At 31.2% G+C, this 19,200-nt stretch carries 20 protein-coding genes; 13 read left to right on the top strand and 7 right to left on the bottom strand.

From position 1 onward, the window contains the following. Window positions 1-14: 14 nt before the first annotated feature. Window positions 15-1,376 carry an alanine/glycine:cation symporter family protein gene (locus G5V56_RS03050; RefSeq protein WP_166961209.1) on the bottom strand — a complete coding sequence of 454 codons (1,362 nt, stop codon included), beginning with the start codon at window positions 1,374-1,376 and terminating at the stop codon, window positions 15-17. 101 nt (window positions 1,377-1,477) lie between these two features. On the opposite strand from G5V56_RS03050, the gene G5V56_RS03045 reads away from it, so the two are divergent. Continuing rightward, entirely contained in the window at window positions 1,478-2,566 is a 1,089-nt protein-coding gene (locus G5V56_RS03045; protein WP_166961206.1) for a heparan-alpha-glucosaminide N-acetyltransferase domain-containing protein, read from the top strand. A 109-nt stretch (window positions 2,567-2,675) separates the two neighbouring features. Here G5V56_RS03045 and G5V56_RS03040 read toward each other — a convergent pair whose 3' ends face one another. Together G5V56_RS03040 and G5V56_RS03035 are read right to left on the bottom strand one after the other, a co-directional pair. Then, the gene (locus G5V56_RS03040) at window positions 2,676-3,623 is read right to left on the bottom strand and encodes a phosphoribosylaminoimidazolesuccinocarboxamide synthase (RefSeq protein ID WP_166961203.1); all 948 of its coding nucleotides are present in this window, start codon (window positions 3,621-3,623) and stop codon (window positions 2,676-2,678) included. Further along, the gene (locus G5V56_RS03035; protein WP_166961200.1) at window positions 3,623-4,576 is read right to left on the bottom strand and encodes a PhoH family protein; all 954 of its coding nucleotides are present in this window, start codon (window positions 4,574-4,576) and stop codon (window positions 3,623-3,625) included. Before G5V56_RS03035 ends, G5V56_RS03040 begins: the two co-directional genes overlap by 1 nt. 144 nt (window positions 4,577-4,720) lie before the next feature. Here G5V56_RS03035 and G5V56_RS03030 point away from each other — a divergent pair, with 144 nt between their 5' ends. From G5V56_RS03030 to dnaN, 6 genes are all read left to right on the top strand, one after another. Next, on the top strand, window positions 4,721-5,557 hold the full coding sequence (locus G5V56_RS03030; protein WP_166961196.1) for an SAM hydrolase/SAM-dependent halogenase family protein: 837 nt from the start codon (window positions 4,721-4,723) through the stop codon (window positions 5,555-5,557). Window positions 5,558-5,563: 6 nt separating this feature from the next. Further along, window positions 5,564-5,860: a putative quinol monooxygenase gene (locus G5V56_RS03025; protein WP_166961193.1), complete on the top strand. Its 297-nt coding sequence runs from the start codon at window positions 5,564-5,566 to the stop codon at window positions 5,858-5,860. A 108-nt stretch (window positions 5,861-5,968) separates the two neighbouring features. Then, window positions 5,969-6,679 (top strand): gliding motility-associated ABC transporter permease subunit GldF, encoded by a 711-nt coding sequence (gene gldF, locus G5V56_RS03020; protein WP_166961191.1) that lies wholly within the window; start codon window positions 5,969-5,971, stop codon window positions 6,677-6,679. Between the two features lie 6 nt (window positions 6,680-6,685). Then, window positions 6,686-7,177, top strand: a complete 492-nt coding sequence (locus G5V56_RS03015) for a YibE/F family protein (RefSeq protein WP_166961189.1) — start codon at window positions 6,686-6,688, stop codon at window positions 7,175-7,177. Continuing rightward, window positions 7,167-8,831: a gliding motility-associated ABC transporter substrate-binding protein GldG gene (gldG, locus tag G5V56_RS03010; protein WP_166961187.1), complete on the top strand. Its 1,665-nt coding sequence runs from the start codon at window positions 7,167-7,169 to the stop codon at window positions 8,829-8,831. The genes G5V56_RS03015 and gldG overlap by 11 nt, the downstream gene beginning before the upstream one ends. Before the next feature lie 173 nt (window positions 8,832-9,004). Beyond that, the gene (gene dnaN / locus G5V56_RS03005; RefSeq protein WP_166961185.1) at window positions 9,005-10,123 is read left to right on the top strand and encodes a DNA polymerase III subunit beta; all 1,119 of its coding nucleotides are present in this window, start codon (window positions 9,005-9,007) and stop codon (window positions 10,121-10,123) included. Between the two features lie 83 nt (window positions 10,124-10,206). On the opposite strand, the gene G5V56_RS03000 is transcribed toward dnaN, so the two are convergent. After that, a complete protein-coding gene (locus tag G5V56_RS03000) occupies window positions 10,207-10,545 on the bottom strand; it encodes a DUF4870 domain-containing protein (RefSeq protein WP_166961183.1) in 339 nt (112 codons plus the stop codon). A gap of 64 nt (window positions 10,546-10,609) precedes the next feature. After that, window positions 10,610-11,452, bottom strand: coding sequence for a universal stress protein (locus G5V56_RS02995; protein WP_166961181.1), 843 nt, complete (start codon window positions 11,450-11,452; stop codon window positions 10,610-10,612). A gap of 180 nt (window positions 11,453-11,632) precedes the next feature. Between G5V56_RS02995 and G5V56_RS02990 the strand changes: the two genes are divergently transcribed. From G5V56_RS02990 to G5V56_RS02970, 5 genes are all read left to right on the top strand, one after another. After that, on the top strand, window positions 11,633-12,397 hold the full coding sequence (locus tag G5V56_RS02990) for a DUF3108 domain-containing protein (protein ID WP_166961179.1): 765 nt from the start codon (window positions 11,633-11,635) through the stop codon (window positions 12,395-12,397). A 12-nt stretch (window positions 12,398-12,409) separates the two neighbouring features. Further along, window positions 12,410-12,751, top strand: coding sequence for an FUSC family protein (locus tag G5V56_RS02985; RefSeq protein WP_166961177.1), 342 nt, complete (start codon window positions 12,410-12,412; stop codon window positions 12,749-12,751). Between the two features lie 54 nt (window positions 12,752-12,805). After that, complete coding sequence (locus tag G5V56_RS02980) at window positions 12,806-13,858, top strand: M28 family metallopeptidase (protein ID WP_166961175.1); 1,053 nt, start codon at window positions 12,806-12,808, stop codon at window positions 13,856-13,858. Between the two features lie 3 nt (window positions 13,859-13,861). Then, entirely contained in the window at window positions 13,862-14,875 is a 1,014-nt protein-coding gene (locus tag G5V56_RS02975) for a M28 family metallopeptidase (RefSeq protein WP_166961173.1), read from the top strand. 121 nt (window positions 14,876-14,996) lie between these two features. Further along, window positions 14,997-15,233 (top strand): putative signal transducing protein, encoded by a 237-nt coding sequence (locus tag G5V56_RS02970; protein WP_166961170.1) that lies wholly within the window; start codon window positions 14,997-14,999, stop codon window positions 15,231-15,233. Here G5V56_RS02970 and G5V56_RS02965 read toward each other — a convergent pair whose 3' ends face one another. Further along, on the bottom strand, window positions 15,234-16,859 hold the full coding sequence (locus tag G5V56_RS02965) for an ABC-F family ATP-binding cassette domain-containing protein (protein WP_166961168.1): 1,626 nt from the start codon (window positions 16,857-16,859) through the stop codon (window positions 15,234-15,236). A gap of 192 nt (window positions 16,860-17,051) precedes the next feature. Here G5V56_RS02965 and G5V56_RS02960 point away from each other — a divergent pair, with 192 nt between their 5' ends. Next, window positions 17,052-18,470: a TlpA family protein disulfide reductase gene (locus G5V56_RS02960; protein ID WP_166961166.1), complete on the top strand. Its 1,419-nt coding sequence runs from the start codon at window positions 17,052-17,054 to the stop codon at window positions 18,468-18,470. A gap of 57 nt (window positions 18,471-18,527) precedes the next feature. On the opposite strand, the gene fsa is transcribed toward G5V56_RS02960, so the two are convergent. Continuing rightward, complete coding sequence (gene fsa, locus G5V56_RS02955; protein WP_166961164.1) at window positions 18,528-19,181, bottom strand: fructose-6-phosphate aldolase; 654 nt, start codon at window positions 19,179-19,181, stop codon at window positions 18,528-18,530. Window positions 19,182-19,200 lie beyond the last annotated feature (19 nt).

Raw genomic sequence — 19,200 nt, 5'->3', positions numbered from 1 at the left:
TTAAAAAGAGTGCCTTATGATTCAATTCTTTTCTTATACCCATTAAATTCTTTGATAACTCGAGGCGCCAATATAAGCGTTGAAACCATAGTTGGAATAGCCATTAAAGCAAACACGCCATCTATCAAGTTTAGCATCATACTAAATGGTGTCATAACAGCTAAAATAATACTAAGTATATACACATAATTAAAATAATGCTTTTTATCATCGCCTATTAAAAAGGATAAACATTTAGAGCCATAGTAGGAATACGAAAACAACGAGGATACACTAAAAATTAGTACACAGACCATTAACAAATACTTTCCGTAAACGGGCATAGCAGCGTCAAAAGCAGATGCTGTTAAACTTACACCGTTATCAGAAGTTGTTTGCCATACACCGGTTACTAAAATAGCCAAAGCCGTTAGTGTACAAACTATAAGCGTATCAATAGCTGGCCCTAACATAGCTACTAATCCTTCACGCACAGGCTCATCAGTTTTTGCTGCTCCATGTGCCATGGGGGCTGTACCAATACCTGCTTCATTTGAAAAAGCACCACGACGAATCCCTAGCAAAACCAAAGCTCCTAAAATACCACCAAAAAACGGATCGCCTCTAAAATTTTCAGCAGAAAATGCATCAGTAAAAATCATAGCAAAATATTTAGGAACTTCACTATAGTTAGTAATTAAAATAATTATCACCAAAACAAAATATAATATCACCATGGTAGGCACCATTTTAGAAGCTGCATTACTAATACTTTTTAAGCCTCCAATAATGATGATTGATGTTGAAACAACCAAGACAACTGCAATAATCACATTAGTTGTAAAACCTACTTCTACACCATTTGGTGTTAAAACAATATCGTTAATTGCCTGTGTTAATTGATTAACATTAACAACAGGTAGTACCCCTATCATCCCAAAAAAACTAAACATGATGGCTAGTGGTTTCCAAGACTTACCCAATCCTTCAACTATAAAATACATGGGGCCTCCTTGCAAAACACCTGCACTATCTTTTCCTCTGTACATAATAGCTAAAGTAGATGTGAAAAATTTAGTAGACATTCCAACAATAGCACTCACCCACATCCAAAACATGGCTCCTGGACCTCCTACAGAGATAGCCACAGCAACTCCAGCGATATTTCCCATACCTATGGTAGATGATAAGGCTGTCGACAACGCTTTAAAATGACTAATTTGACCTGGATCATCAGGATCATCAAATTTACCTCTAAGTACCTGTATGGCATGACCTATATATCTAAAGGGCAAAAACCTAGATAACACCAAAAGGTATAATCCTCCCCCAATTAACAATATTACTAAAGGTAAACCCCATGCATACGATGAGAATTTTTCAATGAATTGTTCCATGTATTGTTTAAATTTTCAATATTATTCTATAAATATATTATTTTAGCTGAATGTAGCTTTAATTTTTAAAATTAAAATTTATCACAACAAACGCACACTCCTTGAATTCTAACCGGTTATATTTTATAGATGCTGTTAGAGCATTTGCTATTTTAATGATGTTACAAGGGCATTTTATTGATACACTTATCGATCCTGTTTACCGAGATAAAACGAATACCATTTATATCATTTGGTCTTATTTTAGAGGAATAACAGCACCCGTTTTTTTTACCATTTCTGGCTTAGTCTTTACCTATTTACTGTTACGTGCTCATGCCAAAGGCAATGACCGTCCAAGGATAAAAAAAGGATTGTTCAGAGGGCTTTTACTTATAATAATTGGGTACAGTCTTCGTGTAAATATTTTAAGTTGGTTTGACGGCTATTTTAGTCCCTACTTTTTAGTGATTGACGTATTACAATGTATTGGACTATCACTTATTATTTTAGTCTGTCTTCATATCCTTTTTAAGCATTATAGTTACCTATTTTCTGTGGTACTTTTTTCAATTGGCTGTTTATGTTTTGTAACAGAACCTTTATATAGAGATTTAGTTATAGACAATCTGCCTCTCATTATTGCTAACTATATGACCCAAGCAAACGGTTCTGTATTCACTATTTTACCATGGTTTGGATATTCTGCATTTGGAGCCTTTTTATCTACCGTGTTTTTTAGACATGCGCACCGCAATCTATTTAAAATATTTACTATCATTACCTTTTTTATTGTTGGTTTATTATTGATGTATTGCTCTACATGGTTTTTGTTAGAACTATATGAATTTACTGGTATAGAATTATTAAAATTAAGTGCCGACTACAATTACCTGTTTACACGTTTGGGTAATGTGCTCATCTTATTTGGTATATTTTACACCTTTGAAAGATTTTTAAAACAATCTATTATAGCTAGGATTGGTGAAAAAACCCTATCCATTTATGTAATCCATTTTATTATTCTTTTCGGAAGTTTTACAGGCTACGGATTAAAACGGTTTTACAATCAATCTTTAAATCCTATGGAAGCCATCATAGGTGCTTTACTATTTATTGTTGGAGTATGTATCATTTCCTTTTTCTATGCCCGAACCAACCATTTTGTTTATAATCTGGCACGGAAATTAGTGGATTTAGTAAAAAAATAATCATCAGAACAAATTTATATCCCAAAGGATATGTATTTCTTTAAACATCAATAACAAAAAAAACCTTATCATATGATAAAGTCTTTTTGTTTATAATTACAATCTTATTCTACTTTAAATACTCTAAAACATTCGCTTCAATCCGCTCTTGAATATTAGATACATCAGCTTTTACAAAGGTTTCTCCTGTAATATTTTCATATAATTCTATATAACGGCCTGAAACGGTTTCAATATAGTCATCACTCATAAAAGGAACGGTCTGTCCTTCCAACCCTTGAAAATTATTGCTAATCAGCCATTGGCGTACAAATTCTTTTGATAATTGCTTTTGTGCTTCGCCTCTATCTTGTCTGTCTTGATAGCCATCGGCATAAAAATAGCGTGACGAATCTGGTGTGTGTATTTCGTCTATCAAAACAATTTTTCCATCTTTGGTTTTACCAAATTCGTATTTGGTATCTACCAAAATAAGACCTCGTGATGCAGCAATTTCTGATCCTCGCTGGAATAATTTACGTGTATAATCTTCTAAAACTGAATAATCGTCTTCTGAAACAATACTACGTTTAAGAATTCCTTCACGAGATATATCTTCATCATGATCTCCCATTTCAGCTTTGGTTGCTGGTGTTATAATAGGTTCTGGAAACTTATCGTTTTCTTTCATGCCTTCTGGCAAAGCAACTCCACAAAGTATTCTTTTCCCAGATTTATATTCTCTTGCTGCATGACCAGACATATACCCTCGAATAACCATTTCTACTTTAAAAGGCTCACATAAATGACCAACGGCTACGTTAGGATCTGGTGTGGCTGTTAACCAATTAGGAACTAAATCTTCTGTAGCTGCCATCATTTTGGTGGCAATCTGGTTTAGTATTTGTCCTTTATAGGGAATACCTTTTGGCATAACAACATCAAACGCAGAAAGCCTGTCGGTTGCAATCATAACCAACTCTTTATCGTTAATATTATAGACTTCTCTAACTTTTCCTTTGTAGACACTTTTTTGTCCAGGAAACTTAAAATTGGTGTCAATGATAGTATTGCTCATTACTCTCTATTTTCTATACTTTTATAAGCTTCAATAACCTTTTTAACCAGTTTATGACGAATGACATCCTTATCATCTAAAAATATCATCCCAACACCTTCTACATTCTTTAAAATCAATAAAGCCTCTTTTAAACCAGAAATAGTACGTCTTGGTAAATCTATTTGACCTGGATCTCCTGTTAATAAAAACTTGGCGTTTTTCCCCATTCGGGTTAAAAACATTTTCATTTGGTTATGCGTTGTATTTTGACCTTCATCTAAAATTACAAACGCATTATCTAAAGTTCTACCGCGCATAAAGGCTAATGGTGCAATTTGTATGGTACCGTTTTCAATATACATCGCTAGTTTTTCAGCCGGTATCATATCGCGTAAAGCATCATATAAAGGTTGCATATACGGATCTAATTTTTCTTTTAAATCACCTGGCAAGAACCCTAAATTTTCACCTGCTTCAACCGCTGGTCTTGTTAATATAATACGCTTAACTTCTTTGTTTTTTAAGGCTTGAACAGCTAAAGCAACCCCTGTATAGGTTTTACCAGTTCCTGCAGGACCAATTGCAAAAACCATATCATTTTTACGCATAAGCTCAACCATTTTACGTTGGTTGGCTGTTTGCGCTTTTATAAGCCTTCCAGACACTCCATGAACAATAACTTCTCCACTTTGTTTTGACGTAGAATAATCATCACTACTTTGGCTGGTTAAAACACGCTCAATAGTGTTCTCATCTAGTTTATTATATTTCGCAAAATGCTTTAAGAGCATGGTAATTCGTCTGTCAAACTCTTCTAAAAGCTCTTCATCTCCAAATGCTTTTACTTTATTACCTCTTGCTACAATCTTTAATTTAGGAAAGTATTTTTTTAATAGTTCAATGTTAACATTGTGTTCTCCGAAAAATTCTTTTGGAGTAATTTCTTCAAGTTCAATAATAATTTCGTTCAAAGGCGTACTTTTTTTGTTTTAAAAATCGTCTAACATAAACCTAAATAAAATTTATTCAGATGAAATGATTTATTAGCTTTGTAAAACTCAAAAATACATAATTTTGATTGAGGTCTCATTAAAAACATATCAACAATTTTAAGCATGGCAATTATAACACTAACAACTGATTTTGGAGAAAAAGATCACTTTGCTGGTGCTACTAAAGGAGCTATTTATAGTGAAATGCCAGAAATTCGAATTGTTGATATCTCACATTCTATTTCGCCTTTTAACACTTCTGAAGCAGCATATATTATTCAAAATGCCTATCGAAGTTTTCCGAAAGGTACCATTCATGTCATTGGGATAGATTCTGAATTAAATGCAGAAAACAAACACATTGCCCTAAAACTAGACGATCACTACTTTATTTGTGCCAACAATGGTATTATGAGTATGATTTGCTCTGAAATTGTGCCAGAAAAAATTGTTGAAATTAACATTCATGATAAAATTCAAACTAGTTTTCCTGTTTTAGATGTGTTTGTTAAAGTTGCCTGCCATATTGCACGAGGCGGCACCCTTGAAGTTATTGGAAAAACTATTACCCAAATAAAACCAATTAAAAATATTGTGCCCTATGTTAATGAAGACAAATCACAAATTATTGGTAGCGTACTTTATATTGACAACTACGGAAATGTAGTGACTAACATTAAAAAATCGTTTTTTGAAGCCATCCAAAAAGGACGATCTTTCGAAATTTCTGCTAGAAGTTATAAGTTTAAAACTATTTATAAAAAATATAGCGATTTTGTTAATTTTGAAATACCCGAAGACAAACGCCATGACGAAGGCAGAGGTTTAGTGGTTTTTAATTCTGGTAGTTTTTTAGAAATAGCGGTTTACAAAAGTAATAGCGCTACTGTTGGCAGTGCTTCTACACTCATGGGCTTAAATTTAATGGATACCGTGAGTATTAATTTTTTAAAAGACTAATTTAAGATGTTTATAAGAATTGTAAAAATGTCTTTTTCTGAAAACCATATTGACGATTTTCTTACTAATTTTGAACTGAATAAAAACAAAATTAGAAATTTTAAAGGGTGTAACTTATTAGAACTTTACAGAGATAAAAAAGATTCTAATATATTTTTCACCTATAGTTATTGGGAATCTGAAGCAGATTTAGAGACCTACAGACAATCAGACTTATTTAAAGCTGTTTGGTCTAAAACAAAACCATTATTTAATGCAAAACCTGAGGCTTGGAGTGTCGATAAGATTGCTTCAGTTAATTAATAAACAGTTATTGCGAGACAAATTTATAAATTTGTTGTGGCAATCTCATAAATTGAAAAACATTATTTTGTCATTACCTCTTCGTAATGACCCCTTAAAAAAACATAAATGCTAGCAATTTTAAGAAAAGAAATAAATTCATTCTTCTCCTCACCAATTGGATATTTAGTAATTGCCATTTTTTTATTGCTCAATGGACTATTCTTATGGGTTTTTAAAGGTGACTTTAATATTTTAGATTATGGATTTGCAGATTTATCATCGTTCTTTTTAATCGCTCCTTGGATTTTAATGTTTTTAATTCCAGCAGTAACTATGCGCAGTTTTTCTGATGAAAAAAAGCAAGGTACGCTTGAGTTATTAATGACCAAACCCATTTCAAAACTGAACATTGTTTTAGGTAAATATTTTGGAGCCCTCATTCTTATCATTATTGCCCTTTTACCAACCTTACTTTACGTGTATACAGTATATCAGTTAGGAAATCCTATTGGAAACCTTGATATTGGGAGCACTCTTGGTTCTTATTTTGGTTTATTGTTTTTAATAACATCCTATACCGCTATTGGTATATTTTCTTCAACTATCTCTGAAAACCAAATAATTGCTTTTTTAATTGCTATCACTATTTGTTTTGTATTTTACATTGGTTTTGATGGGCTTGCAGATATTACATCCAGTACCTTTTTAGAAGAGTTAGGAATGAGTTATCATTTTAAAAGTATGAGTCGTGGTGTTTTAGATAGCAGAGATATCATTTACTTTTTAAGTATTACCATTTTTTTTGTGATGATAACCAAACTAAATTTTAACAAATAACGCCTTATGATTATTACCCCGGCTTTTATCATCCTTTTATGCATCGTTTTTATCTTACTTTGGTTTTTTGCCGGTACTATAGATAAACGCAAATGGGTGCGATTTTTAATAAGTTTGGTGTTAACACCCATCTTCTATTTTTATGTGTTTTATCCGTTTATCAATATATTTAGCAGTTATCATCACCAAAAATATTTTGACTCAGACGCCTGGAAAGAAAAACCTGCACTGCGTTATGAAATGAGTGATGAAATAATAAGAGACAGCTTGTTTATTGGAAAAACAAAAAAAGAACTGGAAGACAAATTAGGAAAAAGTGAGTGGTATGGTTGGGATGACTCCATAAAAGCAAATTCGCCTGAAAAATGGAATTATAATTTAGGGTTTAAGCCAGGTGCTTTTAACAATATGCAGGAATGTCTTGAATTTAATTTTAAACAAGATACCGTAAATAGCATAACTCAATATCAATTAGAAAAGACTTTTGATGAAAAATAGCAAACAAATCATCATTTTAATTATTTCATTAATTGCAATAAACTACCTAAGTAGCTTAGCTTTTAAACGTTTTGATTTAACGCATGATAAACGGTACACATTAAGTCAAGCCTCTTTAAACGTTATTAAAGATGTTAATTCGCCCATTGTTATTGATGTGTTCTTAACTGGTGATGATTTTCCTTCGGAATTTAGGCGTCTACAACGAGAAACCAAACAATTACTTGAAGAATTTGAAGCTAATAACAACCATATTTCTTTCCATTTTATCAATCCGTTAGAAGATGAAGCTAATAGCGATAAAACTATTCAACAATTAAGTCAACGAGGCTTAACACCTATGCAGCTAAGCGTTCAAGAAAATGGAAAGACGTCTCAAGAAGTTATTTTCCCCTGGGCTTTGGCTAGTTATAATGGCAAAACCGTTACGGTTTCCTTAGTGAAAAATAAAATTGGGGTCTCACAGCAAGAATTAGTCACCAACTCTGTTCAGCATTTAGAATATGCCTTTGCTGATGCCTTTAGTAAATTAACAAAACCCAAGCGAAGAAAAATAGCTATTCTTAAAGGTAATGGCGAGCTAGACGATATTCATATTTTCGATTTTGTAAAAAAACTTGGAGAGTATTATAAAATAGCACCTTTCACATTGGATAGTGTTGCCAACAACGCTCCTAAAACACTCAAAGAATTAAATCAATTTGACCTTATTATTTCCGCAAAACCAACGGAAGCTTTTACTGAAAAAGAAAAACTAGTTCTCGATCAGTATACAATGAATGGTGGCAAAAGTTTATGGCTTATTGACGATGTTATTGCTGAAAAAGATAGTTTATACAATGACTACGGAAAAACATATGCCGCAGGTAGAGATTTAAATCTTACCGATTTCTTTTTTAAATACGGTGTACGTATTAATAGATTATTAGTAAGCACTTTATATTCGGCGCCTATAACCTTGGCCATTGGAGAAGGTAGTAATTCGCAATTTCAAAATTTACGATGGCCTTATTCTCCTTTAGCATCTTCAAACAGTCGTCATCCTATAGTCAATAATATAAATTTAGTAATATTTGATTTTGCGACTCAAATAGATACTTTAAAAAATTCTGTTAAAAAGACTATTTTATTAGAAAGTGCACCATTAACTAAGCTAGAAGGAACACCAAGAGAAATTAGCTTAGATATTGTTACAAAAGAGCAAAATCCGGCGCTTTTTAACAAAGGCAATCAAACATTAGCTGTTTTATTAGAAGGTAAATTTACATCGGTCTACCATAACCGTATAAAGCCTTTTAAGATTGCTGATGAAAAAGACGAAAGTGTTCCAACAAAAATGATTATAATTTCAGATGGGGATATTATAAAAAATGATGTGGTTAGAAACAAACCACAAGAATTAGGTTTTGATAGGTGGACCGGAAAAACCTATGGTAACAAGGAATTTTTATTGAACGCTGTAAATTATTTACTTGATGATGATGGACTTATAAACATTCGTTCCAAAGAAATTGAAGTTGCTTTTTTAGATCAACAAAAAATAGCTGATCAAAAAACGACATGGCAACTCTTAAACATCTTATTACCACTAGTCTTACTGCTTATTTTTGGATTTATATTTAACTACATACGAAAGAAAAAATTCACGCATTAAATGTTAATAAGTTTGTTTCCAATATTAGTCTGTATCCAATATATTTGTAAGTAGTATTTTTTTTAACTAAAAAAGATTATAAATACGCAAAACATTCATATTTCCTATGGTATTTTAATATGAATTCACATAAAATGAATGCGACATTTGTAAACTAAAACATAAATAACCAAATGAAATTTATAGTATCCAGTACCTATTTATTAAAACAATTACAAGTGTTGGGTGGTGTTATTAACAACTCTAACACCTTACCTATTCTAGATAATTTTTTGTTTGAACTAGATGATACCAAACTTACCGTTTCTGCTAGTGATTTAGAAACTACAATGGTTTCTGTGCTTAATGTTGAAAGTGAAAGCAAAGGAAATGTTGCTTTACCTGCAAGATTATTGCTTGACACGTTAAAAACGTTTCCTGAACAGCCTTTAACATTTAAAATTGAAGACAATAATACAGTTGAAATCAGTTCAAATCATGGTAAATATGCTTTAGCCTATGCCAATGGTGAAGAGTTTCCTAAATCTGTTGCTCTTGAAGACCCAAGTAAAACAGTCGTTACTGGTGATGTTTTAGCAACCGCCATTAGTAAAACTATTTTTGCAGCAGGAAATGACGATTTACGTCCTGTAATGAGTGGCGTATTTTTTCAATTTTCTCCAGAAGGATTAACGTTTGTTGCTACTGATGCTCACAAATTGGTTAAATACACAAGAGAAGATTTAAAAGCTTCTCAAAGTGCTGAATTTATTATGCCTAAAAAACCTTTAAATCTTTTAAAAGGTATTTTAGCTGGAAGTGAAGAAGAAGTTGCTATAGAGTATAACGATTCTAATGCAAAATTTACTTTTGAAAATTCGCAATTAATTTGCCGTTTAATCGATGGTAAATATCCAAATTACGAAGCTGTTATTCCAAAAGAAAATCCTAATAAATTAATGATAGACAGAACTCAGTTTTTAAATTCTGTTCGTCGTGTTAGTATTTTCTCAAATAAAACCACACACCAAATACGTTTAAAAATTGCAGGTGCAGAATTAAATATTTCTGCAGAAGATATTGATTATAGCAATAAAGCAGAAGAACGCTTAACTTGTGATTATCAAGGAGACGATATGCAAATAGGATTTAATTCTCGATTTTTAACGGAGATGCTTAATAACTTAAATGCAGATGAAGTTAGATTGGAAATGAGCTTACCAAACAGAGCTGGTATTTTAACACCTATTGATGGACTGGATGAAGGTGAATTAATAACCATGTTAGTAATGCCGGTTATGCTAAATACTTAAACTATCTAAACTATTTTATACATTTTAAAACGCTCACCAAAATTGGTGAGCGTTTTATTTTTCTCTAACTTAATTAGTGATATTTATTTGATAAAATGAATAGACATTGGATAGTCTGGAGTTTCTCCATTACTAGCCTTTATAGCATTAATAATAGGAAAAATAATAGATATAACTCCAAGAACAATAAATCCTAAAATTCCTAAGCCCAATAATAATATTAGTGGAATACAAATAATGGCATAAATAATTAAACTCAATTGAAAATTTACAATACGCTTTCCTTGTTCGTCCATATTATAAACTTTCTCTTTTTGAGTAGCCCAAATTATCAAAGGAATTAATAAGCCTCCAAAGCCTGTTAAAGCTGTTGCCAACTGACTTAAGTGCGTAATAACTAATAGTTGATTGTCTTGTCTCATGATGGTTATGTGTTTTTAATTGATGTACTTATAAGACGAGTTACCCTCAAAAATGTTACAAAAATCATGTATTCTCCATCACTAAAAAAGGAATGTCTATATTAAAAGCTAATGTTTCTTCGGGATGCTGATTAAATAAACGCTCTAAAAATGAGTGCTTCTTTCTCATTAAAGCTATTAATTTAATATCATTTGCATGGATATATCCTGAAACAGTTTTATAAAAATCCTTACTATAAGAGTCAATATTTTCGTATGTTATTACATTACTAAAATGTTTTTTAAGAAAGAGCTTATTTTCCTTTTTTTGATTGGTTGCTCCCTCAAAATCATCAAAATGAAGCACATTTAATTTTGACTTATGAAGAACCAATAAATCTTTAAGCGGTTTTAATTCTTCAACATTATGTAGTGTTAGATTATTTGTAGAAAATACTATTCTATCTAAATTAGTAAATAAACAACCATCTGGAATAGCGAGTACAGGTGCAATACAACGTTGCATTACATGTACCGTATTACTTCCAAAAACAACTCTTTCTAAGCCTGAAGCTCCTTTAGTTCCCATCACAATAAGATCTATTTGCTTATTGATACTTATTTGATTTATAGAATCAATAAAATTGTCATAATCAACAACAGATTGAAATGAATGTTTTTCGTTTTTATATTTTTTTTCAATTTTAGCAATTAAATTAGTGAGTGACTTCTTTGACACTTCTACAATTGTTTGATAAATTGTAGCAGAGGATGCCATAGCCATCATATCATCTGAAATAAAAGAGGATGCCTTTTGGACGTTCAATACATAAAAAGTGCAAGGAACATCTTTAAACAATTCCATAGCATATTTAATAGCGTTTTCAGAATTCTTAGAGAAATCTGTTGGTAGTAGTATCGATTTCATCTATTTAAAGTTTTTAATTATTACTAAAAATAGTGTTTGAAAAGCACTAAAACTATGACAAATGTTAGTTGTTTTTAACTTAATTATCAAAACATAAAATTAGCATAATAACATAAAGCATCGTATTTTTCGGCACAATAAGTGGTACTATATGCACTATAAAAAACACATAAATTATACATGAAAAAACTAGTCGTTTTTTTACTTTGTTTAGCATCCTTTTCTAATAAGGCTCAAAAAAATGCTATTGCAGCAGGTGAGAAACTAACTTATACAGCATCCTACAACATGTCTGGTATTTTAACTGACATTGCTGAAGTAACTATGGAAACTAGTGATGCTAAAACTTCGAAAGCGACACTTTTAAGGCTTAAATGTACGGCTACAACCTACAGTAAATGGGATAGCTTTTTCAAAATTGTCGATTTATACGAAAGCTATGTAAACCCTAAAAATTTAACACCTTACCTATACAAACGCGATATTAACGAAGGGAGTTACTACAAATTCATGAAGTATACATTCAACCACAAAACAAATACTATAAATTCTATTCAACGTAAAAAAAATAAAAAGGAAGAACAAAAGAGTTTTTCAATTAACACAGGTACTAAAGACATCGTTTCTACTTTATATAACATTAGACTTTTTGATTACAAAAACATGAGTGTTGGCTCAAAAAAAAGTTTTACAATTGTTTTTGATATAGAGGAAATTAAAGCTCAAATAACATTTCTTGGTAAAGAAACCATTTCTACTAATATTGGAAAAAAGGAATGTTACAAACTATCTATAAGCTCAAGTGAAAATGTCCTTCAAGGGAAAAATAACAATCTTTTGTGGTTAACGGCAGATGAAAACAAGATTATTGTATATGGTAAGTTTAAAATTCCTGTAGGAACTGGCGAACTTAAAATTAAATCTGCACAAGGCCTTAAAAATTAAATATATTAAAAAATGAAAAGAATATTTACAATTCTTGCTTTAATAGCGGCAATTTTATCAATAATATTAGCTGTTCTTCCTGTTTCAAATTTAGCCATTTTTCCTGCTGTAGTAGCTTTATTGTTTGGATTAATAGCTTTCTATCTTTCCAAAAAAACTGGAAGTGTTAAGAAAATTATTCAATTTATCTTTCTTCTAACTATTATGTCACTAGCGCTAACAACCTATAAGGCAGTATTTTCTAAAAAAGAAGTAACCAATACACAGGAATTAAAAAAATTAGAAAAAGAGTCAAAAGAAAATGCTATTGAAGACTTAGAAGAACTTGATTTAGATGATATTAGCACTGAATAACTAAGGTTTTTTTTCTTTTTTTTATCTATATTTGATTTTTAAAAGGTTCCCCAAATGAAAACCTATCTAATTATTTCTGCCTTAACCTTGGTTGGATCATGTGCCACAACAAAATATACAACCAAAATCCAAAACCTAAAAGACAACATTCATTTAGTTGATAGTGCATCAGTGATTAAATACGCCAATACTATTACTCCAAAAGAATTAAAGGAACATATATTAATAATAGCGTCTGATTCATTTAAAGGTCGTAAAACAGGAGAATTAGGTCAAAAACTAACCTCAGACTATCTTAAGTCGTATTATCAAAGTGAGCATATTAAATCTCCATTAGGTAACAACACATACTACCAAATTATACCCGAATCATTTTTACCGAAAGATATAAAAGCGTCTGAAAATGTTTTAGCTTATATTCAAGGCAGTGAAAAACCAGATGAAGTTGTTATTATTTCAGCACATTATGATCATTTAGGTATTACTAAAGAAGGAGAAATTAATAATGGTGCCGATGATAATGGTTCTGGAACATCAGCCGTTATGGAAATTGCTGAAGCATTTAAGCTTGCCAAAAACGACGGATTTAGTCCTAAAAGAAGCATTCTATTTCTTCATGTTACAGCAGAAGAAATTGGTAAGTATGGTTCAGAGTATTATACTCTATACCCTGTATTTACCTTGAAAAACACCATCGCTGATCTAAATATTGATATGATTGGTAGAGTTGATAATTGTCATACTGACAATAGAAACTACATTTATTTAATTGGATCTAATAAACTAAGTAATGAGCTTCACTATATTTCTGAAAAAGTTAATGACACCTATTTTAATATCAATTTAGATTATAAATATAATACTGAAGAAGATAGTAATCATTACTTTTACAGGTCTGATCACTATAACTTTGCAAAACATGAAGTACCTATCATCTTTTATTTTAATGGTGAACATGAAGACTATCACCAGCCAACTGATACGGTCGACAAAATAGATTTTAATTTACTTGCAAAACGATCTCAATTAATTTTTGCTACTGCTTGGCAACTCGCAAATCAAGAAAATCGAATTACCATAGACTTTGATAATCAAGAAATATTTTAAAAAATGAAAAAAATACTAACGCTCTTTATCTGTTTTTGTTCTCTTACTTCCTGCCATTCTCAAAATAATATCTTAGATTCTGAAGATATTTCAGCATATGCAAAAACAATTAAGGCTTCCGAATTAAAAGAAGCTCTTTATACGTATGCGTCAGACGAGTTTGAAGGTAGAAAAACGGGAGAACCCGGACAAAAAAAGGCGGTTGATTATTTAAGAAATCAGTATGTAAGTATGGGAATCCCTTCGCCTATTTCTGAAGGTGATTATTTTCAAGACATCCCAGAATCATTTTTTTCTAATGGCATTAACGCATCTGAAAATGTTCTGGCCTACATAAAAGGAAGTGAAAAACCTGATGAAGTTGTTATTATTTCTGCTCATTTAGATCATATTGGAATTTCAAAAAATGGCGACATAAATAATGGTGCTGATGACGATGGCTCTGGTACTGTAGCTCTTTTAAAAATCGCTAAAGCCTTTAAAACAGCCGTTGATGATGGCCACAGACCGAAACGTTCGGTATTATTCTTGCATGTTACAGGTGAAGAATTAGGCCTTTATGGCTCTAGATATTATACCGATGTTGATCCTGTTTTTCCGCTTTCAAATACCGTTGCTGACTTGAATATTGACATGATAGGACGTGTAGACACTAAACATGAAACAGATAGAAATTATCTTTATTTAATTGGTTCAGATAAATTAAGCACAGAACTCCATGATATTTCTGAAGCTGTAAACAACACCTATTTTAATATGGAATTTGATTACACTTATAATGATGACAATGACCCTAATCGCTTTTATTACAGGTCTGATCACTATAATTTTGCTAAAAACAACATTCCTGTTATTTTTTATTTTAACGGTACACATGCTGATTATCATAAGCCAACAGATACGCCTGATAAAATTGAATATGACCTATTGGAAACCCGAACACGGTTAATATTTTATACAGCCTGGGAGGTGGCCAATAGGGAAAAAAGAATTGTTGTTGACAACCTTAAAAGTTAAAAAGGCATTCTACTTTAATATAAATATGTTAACTGTTAATTAACAAATTTAATTTCAAGTATCACATTAAAGTGTTCTTAAAATTTGTACCTTTATTAGGAAGACAATAAAGAAATTTACAATGACAGATTCTAATTATATAAAAGTATTTACAGGAAACTTCATCAATGTTCAACGCATTAGTGATAAACTAAAATCTATTGGCATAAATGCTGTTATCAAGGATGAAACAGAATCAGCACGTCTAGCTGGTTTTGGCTCTTCAATTCCTGGTCTTCAAGAACTCTATGTCAATAAAGACGAACTTGATAGAGCAGTTTTAGTTGTTGAAGAAATCACTTCAGAATCACGAAACTAATTAAGCAGTAACTGCATACATTTTATCGCGTAATTCTTTAATTTTTTTGTCTTGCATATACTCATCAAACGTGGTATATCTGTCAATAATACCATTAGGCGTTAACTCAACAACTCTATTAGCTACTGTTTGAGCAAACTCATGATCATGTGTTGTAAACAATATGGTTCCTTTAAAGTTTTTTAAAGAATTATTAAATGCAGTAATACTCTCCAAATCTAAATGGTTTGTTGGTTCGTCAAGCATTAGAACATTCGCTCTAACCATCATCATTCTACTTAACATACAACGCACTTTTTCACCTCCAGAAAGGACATTTGATTTTTTTAGTGCCTCTTCGCCACTAAAAATCATTTTCCCTAGAAATCCTCTAATATAAACTTCTTCTCGCTCTTCTTCAGTTGTAGCCCATTGACGCAACCAATCAACTAAAGTTAAATTATTTTCAAAAAATTCACTGTTATCAAGCGGTAGATAAGACTGTGTAGTTGTAACGCCCCAATCAAATTTTCCGGCATCTGCTTTTTCTTTTCCATTTATGATTTGATAAAATGCTGTAGTTGCCCTAGAATCTCTAGAAAAAACAACAACTTTATCTCCTTTTGCTAAGTTTAAATCAATGTTTTTGAACAATACGTCTCCATCAGTAGAAGCTGCAAGTTTTTCAATATTTAATATTTGATCACCAGCTTCTCTTTCACGTTCAAAAATGATAGCTGGATACCGACGACTTGTACGTCTAATATCGCCAATATTTAGCTTTTCAATCATCTTCTTTCTACTGGTAGCCTGCTTACTTTTTGCAACGTTGGCAGAAAAACGACGAATAAATTCTTCTAGCTCTTTTTTCTTCTCTTCAGCTTTTTTGTTTTGTTGTGCATGTTGACGTGCTGCTAATTGAGACGATTCATACCAAAACGTGTAGTTACCAGAATAGTGGTTTATTTTACCAAAATCTATATCGGAAATATGTGTACAAACAGCATCTAAAAAGTGTCTGTCGTGAGACACAACGATCACACAGTTTTCATAATTTGCTAAGAAATTCTCTAACCAAGAAATAGTTTCATAATCTAAATCATTGGTAGGCTCATCCATAATTAGCACATCTGGATTTCCAAAAAGTGCCTGTGCTAATAACACACGTACTTTCTGCTTTCCATCTAAATCTGCCATTAATGTATAATGAAATTCTTCTTTGATACCAAGATTTGATAACATAGCAGCAGCATCACTATCTGCATTCCAACCATTCATTTCTTCAAATTCTACTTGAAGTTCTCCTATCCTATCGGCATTTTCATCAGAGTAATCTGCATACAAAGCATCAATTTCTGTCTTAATTTTAAATAATGGCTTATTTCCCATTAAAACAGTTTCTAAAACCGTATGTTCATCATAAAGATTATGATTTTGTTCTAACACAGACATACGTTTGCCAGCTTCTAGCGATACATGACCAGATGTTGGATCTTGTTTTCCTGAAATAATTTTTAAAAAAGTAGATTTACCAGAACCGTTAGCTCCAATAATACCGTAACAGTTACCATTATTAAAAGTGGTGTTCACTTCATCAAAAAGAATACGTTTTCCAAATTGAACAGAAAGATTAGAAACTGATAACATAATGTAATTTTAAAATTTGTGCAAAAGTAGAAAAATTAAACCGTAAGACGCAACATCGCTAAGTTATTTTAAAACGCTTATTTTCCTCTAAGTTTTAACATTTAACAGCGTATTAACAAGACATTTTAAATACAAGACATAAATTTGTATTACAATGGTTTTAAGTACTAAAGGCCATATAGAAGGGATTTTATGAGACAATATGTTTATTTTATAATTGTTGCATTATCATTATTTGCCTGCAAAAATGATAATGACCAAAGTGATTATGCGTATTTAGGTGGTGAAATTATTAATCCAAATAACAATTTTATTGTGCTATCTAGAGCTGATCAGGTGATTGATACTATTAGCTTAGATTCTCACAATAGATTTGTTTACAAACTAAAAAATCTTAATCCCGGCATGTATACGTTTAGACATGGTAGCGAGGTTCAGACCGTATTTTTAGAACCTCTAGACAGTATTATGTTTAGACTTAATACTTTTGATTTTGATGAATCGTTAGTTTATACTGGAGAAGGTGCTAAAAAAAATAATTATCTAATCAATGAATTTTTACAAAATGAGATTGATGAACATAAAATTTTTAAACTTTGCCAATTAAATCCAGAAGCGTTTGAAAAACAAATAGATTCTATTAAAAATAATAAAACAGAGAAGTTAAATAGATTTAAAAATAAGTATAAAACCTCTCCGTTATTCAACAAAATTGCACAGTCAAATATTGATTACAGCTATTATTCTAGCAAAGAAATTTATCCTTTTGTAAATTACAATTCCAATAAGCGTAATCTGTTAAAATCCTTACCAAAAGATTTCTATAGCTACAGGAAAAATATTGAATACAACAATGAATTATATAATACTAGCTACCTGAATTACAATTCGTTTTTAAGATCCAGTTTTAATAACATAGCACTTGAAAAACATTTAAATCACTCAAAAGAAGACTGTTTTAATAATACCTCTTTATGTTACAATCTTGACAAACTTAATATTGTTGATAGCTTGGTAGTTAATACATCTATAAAAAATGAGCTTCTCTACTATTTTACCATTTCGTTTTTAACAAAAAATAAAAATATCGATAATGATAATGTTATTTTAAAATCATTTTTAAATAAAAGTACGGATGATAAAAACAAAGAAATCATAACTAATCTTGTTCATTCGCTAAATAACTTAAAACCTGGAGGTACTTTTCCTAACATTGATTTGGTAAATACTGAAAATGGTGAATTAAAAATTAAATCAGTTATATCAAAACCTACAGTAATTTATTTTTGGTCGAATAAATTTTACGACCACTTTAAGAAAACACATCATAAAGCTTCTGAACTTAAAATTAAATATCCAGAAATGCATTTTATTGCTATAAACATTGATGATATTAATTTAAACTCTTGGCGAAATACCTTAAAACGGAATAACTTTTCTTTAAGAAACGAGTATCAATTTGAAAAGCCAGAAGAGTCTATGAATATTTTGGCTGTTTATCCGATAACTAAAGTTTTCATTATTGATAAAGATAATTCTATTGTTAATAGCAACACGAATATGTTTGCAAGCAATTTTGAAGAGCAATTACTTGGGCTACTTAATAGATAATTAAACAAAAAAGCCTCAATTTAAAAATTGAGGCTTTTTTAATATCTTATAGAAAATTTAATTTCCTTTTTTGTAATCTTCTAAAAACTTAGCTAAACCTATATCAGTCAAAGGATGTTTTAATAAGCCCTCAATAGAACTTAAAGGTCCTGTCATAACATCGGCGCCTAGTTTAGCACAATCAATAACATGCATAGTATGACGAACAGAAGCCGCCAAAATTTGAGTTTCAAATGCATAGTTATCATAGATATGTCTAATTTCAGAAATTAAGTTTAACCCATCGGTTGAAATATCGTCTAAACGTCCAATAAATGGCGATACGTAGGTTGCTCCTGCTTTAGCCGCTAATAAGGCCTGTCCTGGAGAAAATACTAGTGTTACATTAGTTCTTATACCTTTTTCTGAAAAATATTTACAAGCCTTAATACCATCTTTAATCATAGGTAACTTAACAACTATCTGATCGTGTAATTCAGCTAAAGCTTCTCCTTCGCGAATCATTCCATCAAAATCTGTTGCAATCACTTCTGCACTCACATCGCCATCTACAATATTACAAATGTCAACATAGTGTTTCATAATATTATCATGACCTGTGATTCCTTCTTTAGCCATTAACGATGGGTTTGTAGTTACACCATCAAGAACTCCAAGATCCTGAGCTTCTTTAATTTGGTCTAGATTTGCGGTATCAATAAAAAATTTCATTTTATACTTGTTTTAAGTT

This window comes from Yeosuana marina, assembly GCF_011762485.1.
GTDB lineage: Bacteria > Bacteroidota > Bacteroidia > Flavobacteriales > Flavobacteriaceae > Yeosuana > Yeosuana marina.
This window is presented reverse-complemented; position numbering and strand designations above follow the sequence as displayed.

Excerpts from the sequence above, each read along its gene's own strand:
- G5V56_RS03050 (WP_166961209.1), bottom strand. The coding sequence starts at position 1,376 with ATGGAACAATTCATTGAAAAATTCTCATCGTATGCATGGGGTTTACCT.
- G5V56_RS03040 (WP_166961203.1), bottom strand. The coding sequence starts at position 3,623 with ATGAGCAATACTATCATTGACACCAATTTTAAGTTTCCTGGACAAAAA.
- G5V56_RS03030 (WP_166961196.1), top strand. The coding sequence starts at position 4,721 with ATGGCAATTATAACACTAACAACTGATTTTGGAGAAAAAGATCACTTT.
- G5V56_RS03025 (WP_166961193.1), top strand. The coding sequence starts at position 5,564 with ATGTTTATAAGAATTGTAAAAATGTCTTTTTCTGAAAACCATATTGAC.
- gldF (WP_166961191.1), top strand. The coding sequence starts at position 5,969 with ATGCTAGCAATTTTAAGAAAAGAAATAAATTCATTCTTCTCCTCACCA.
- G5V56_RS03015 (WP_166961189.1), top strand. The coding sequence starts at position 6,686 with ATGATTATTACCCCGGCTTTTATCATCCTTTTATGCATCGTTTTTATC.
- gldG (WP_166961187.1), top strand. The coding sequence starts at position 7,167 with ATGAAAAATAGCAAACAAATCATCATTTTAATTATTTCATTAATTGCA.
- dnaN (WP_166961185.1), top strand. The coding sequence starts at position 9,005 with ATGAAATTTATAGTATCCAGTACCTATTTATTAAAACAATTACAAGTG.
- G5V56_RS03000 (WP_166961183.1), bottom strand. The coding sequence starts at position 10,545 with ATGAGACAAGACAATCAACTATTAGTTATTACGCACTTAAGTCAGTTG.
- G5V56_RS02995 (WP_166961181.1), bottom strand. The coding sequence starts at position 11,452 with ATGAAATCGATACTACTACCAACAGATTTCTCTAAGAATTCTGAAAAC.
- G5V56_RS02990 (WP_166961179.1), top strand. The coding sequence starts at position 11,633 with ATGAAAAAACTAGTCGTTTTTTTACTTTGTTTAGCATCCTTTTCTAAT.
- G5V56_RS02985 (WP_166961177.1), top strand. The coding sequence starts at position 12,410 with ATGAAAAGAATATTTACAATTCTTGCTTTAATAGCGGCAATTTTATCA.
- G5V56_RS02980 (WP_166961175.1), top strand. The coding sequence starts at position 12,806 with ATGAAAACCTATCTAATTATTTCTGCCTTAACCTTGGTTGGATCATGT.
- G5V56_RS02975 (WP_166961173.1), top strand. The coding sequence starts at position 13,862 with ATGAAAAAAATACTAACGCTCTTTATCTGTTTTTGTTCTCTTACTTCC.
- G5V56_RS02970 (WP_166961170.1), top strand. The coding sequence starts at position 14,997 with ATGACAGATTCTAATTATATAAAAGTATTTACAGGAAACTTCATCAAT.
- G5V56_RS02965 (WP_166961168.1), bottom strand. The coding sequence starts at position 16,859 with ATGTTATCAGTTTCTAATCTTTCTGTTCAATTTGGAAAACGTATTCTT.
- G5V56_RS02960 (WP_166961166.1), top strand. The coding sequence starts at position 17,052 with ATGAGACAATATGTTTATTTTATAATTGTTGCATTATCATTATTTGCC.
- fsa (WP_166961164.1), bottom strand. The coding sequence starts at position 19,181 with ATGAAATTTTTTATTGATACCGCAAATCTAGACCAAATTAAAGAAGCT.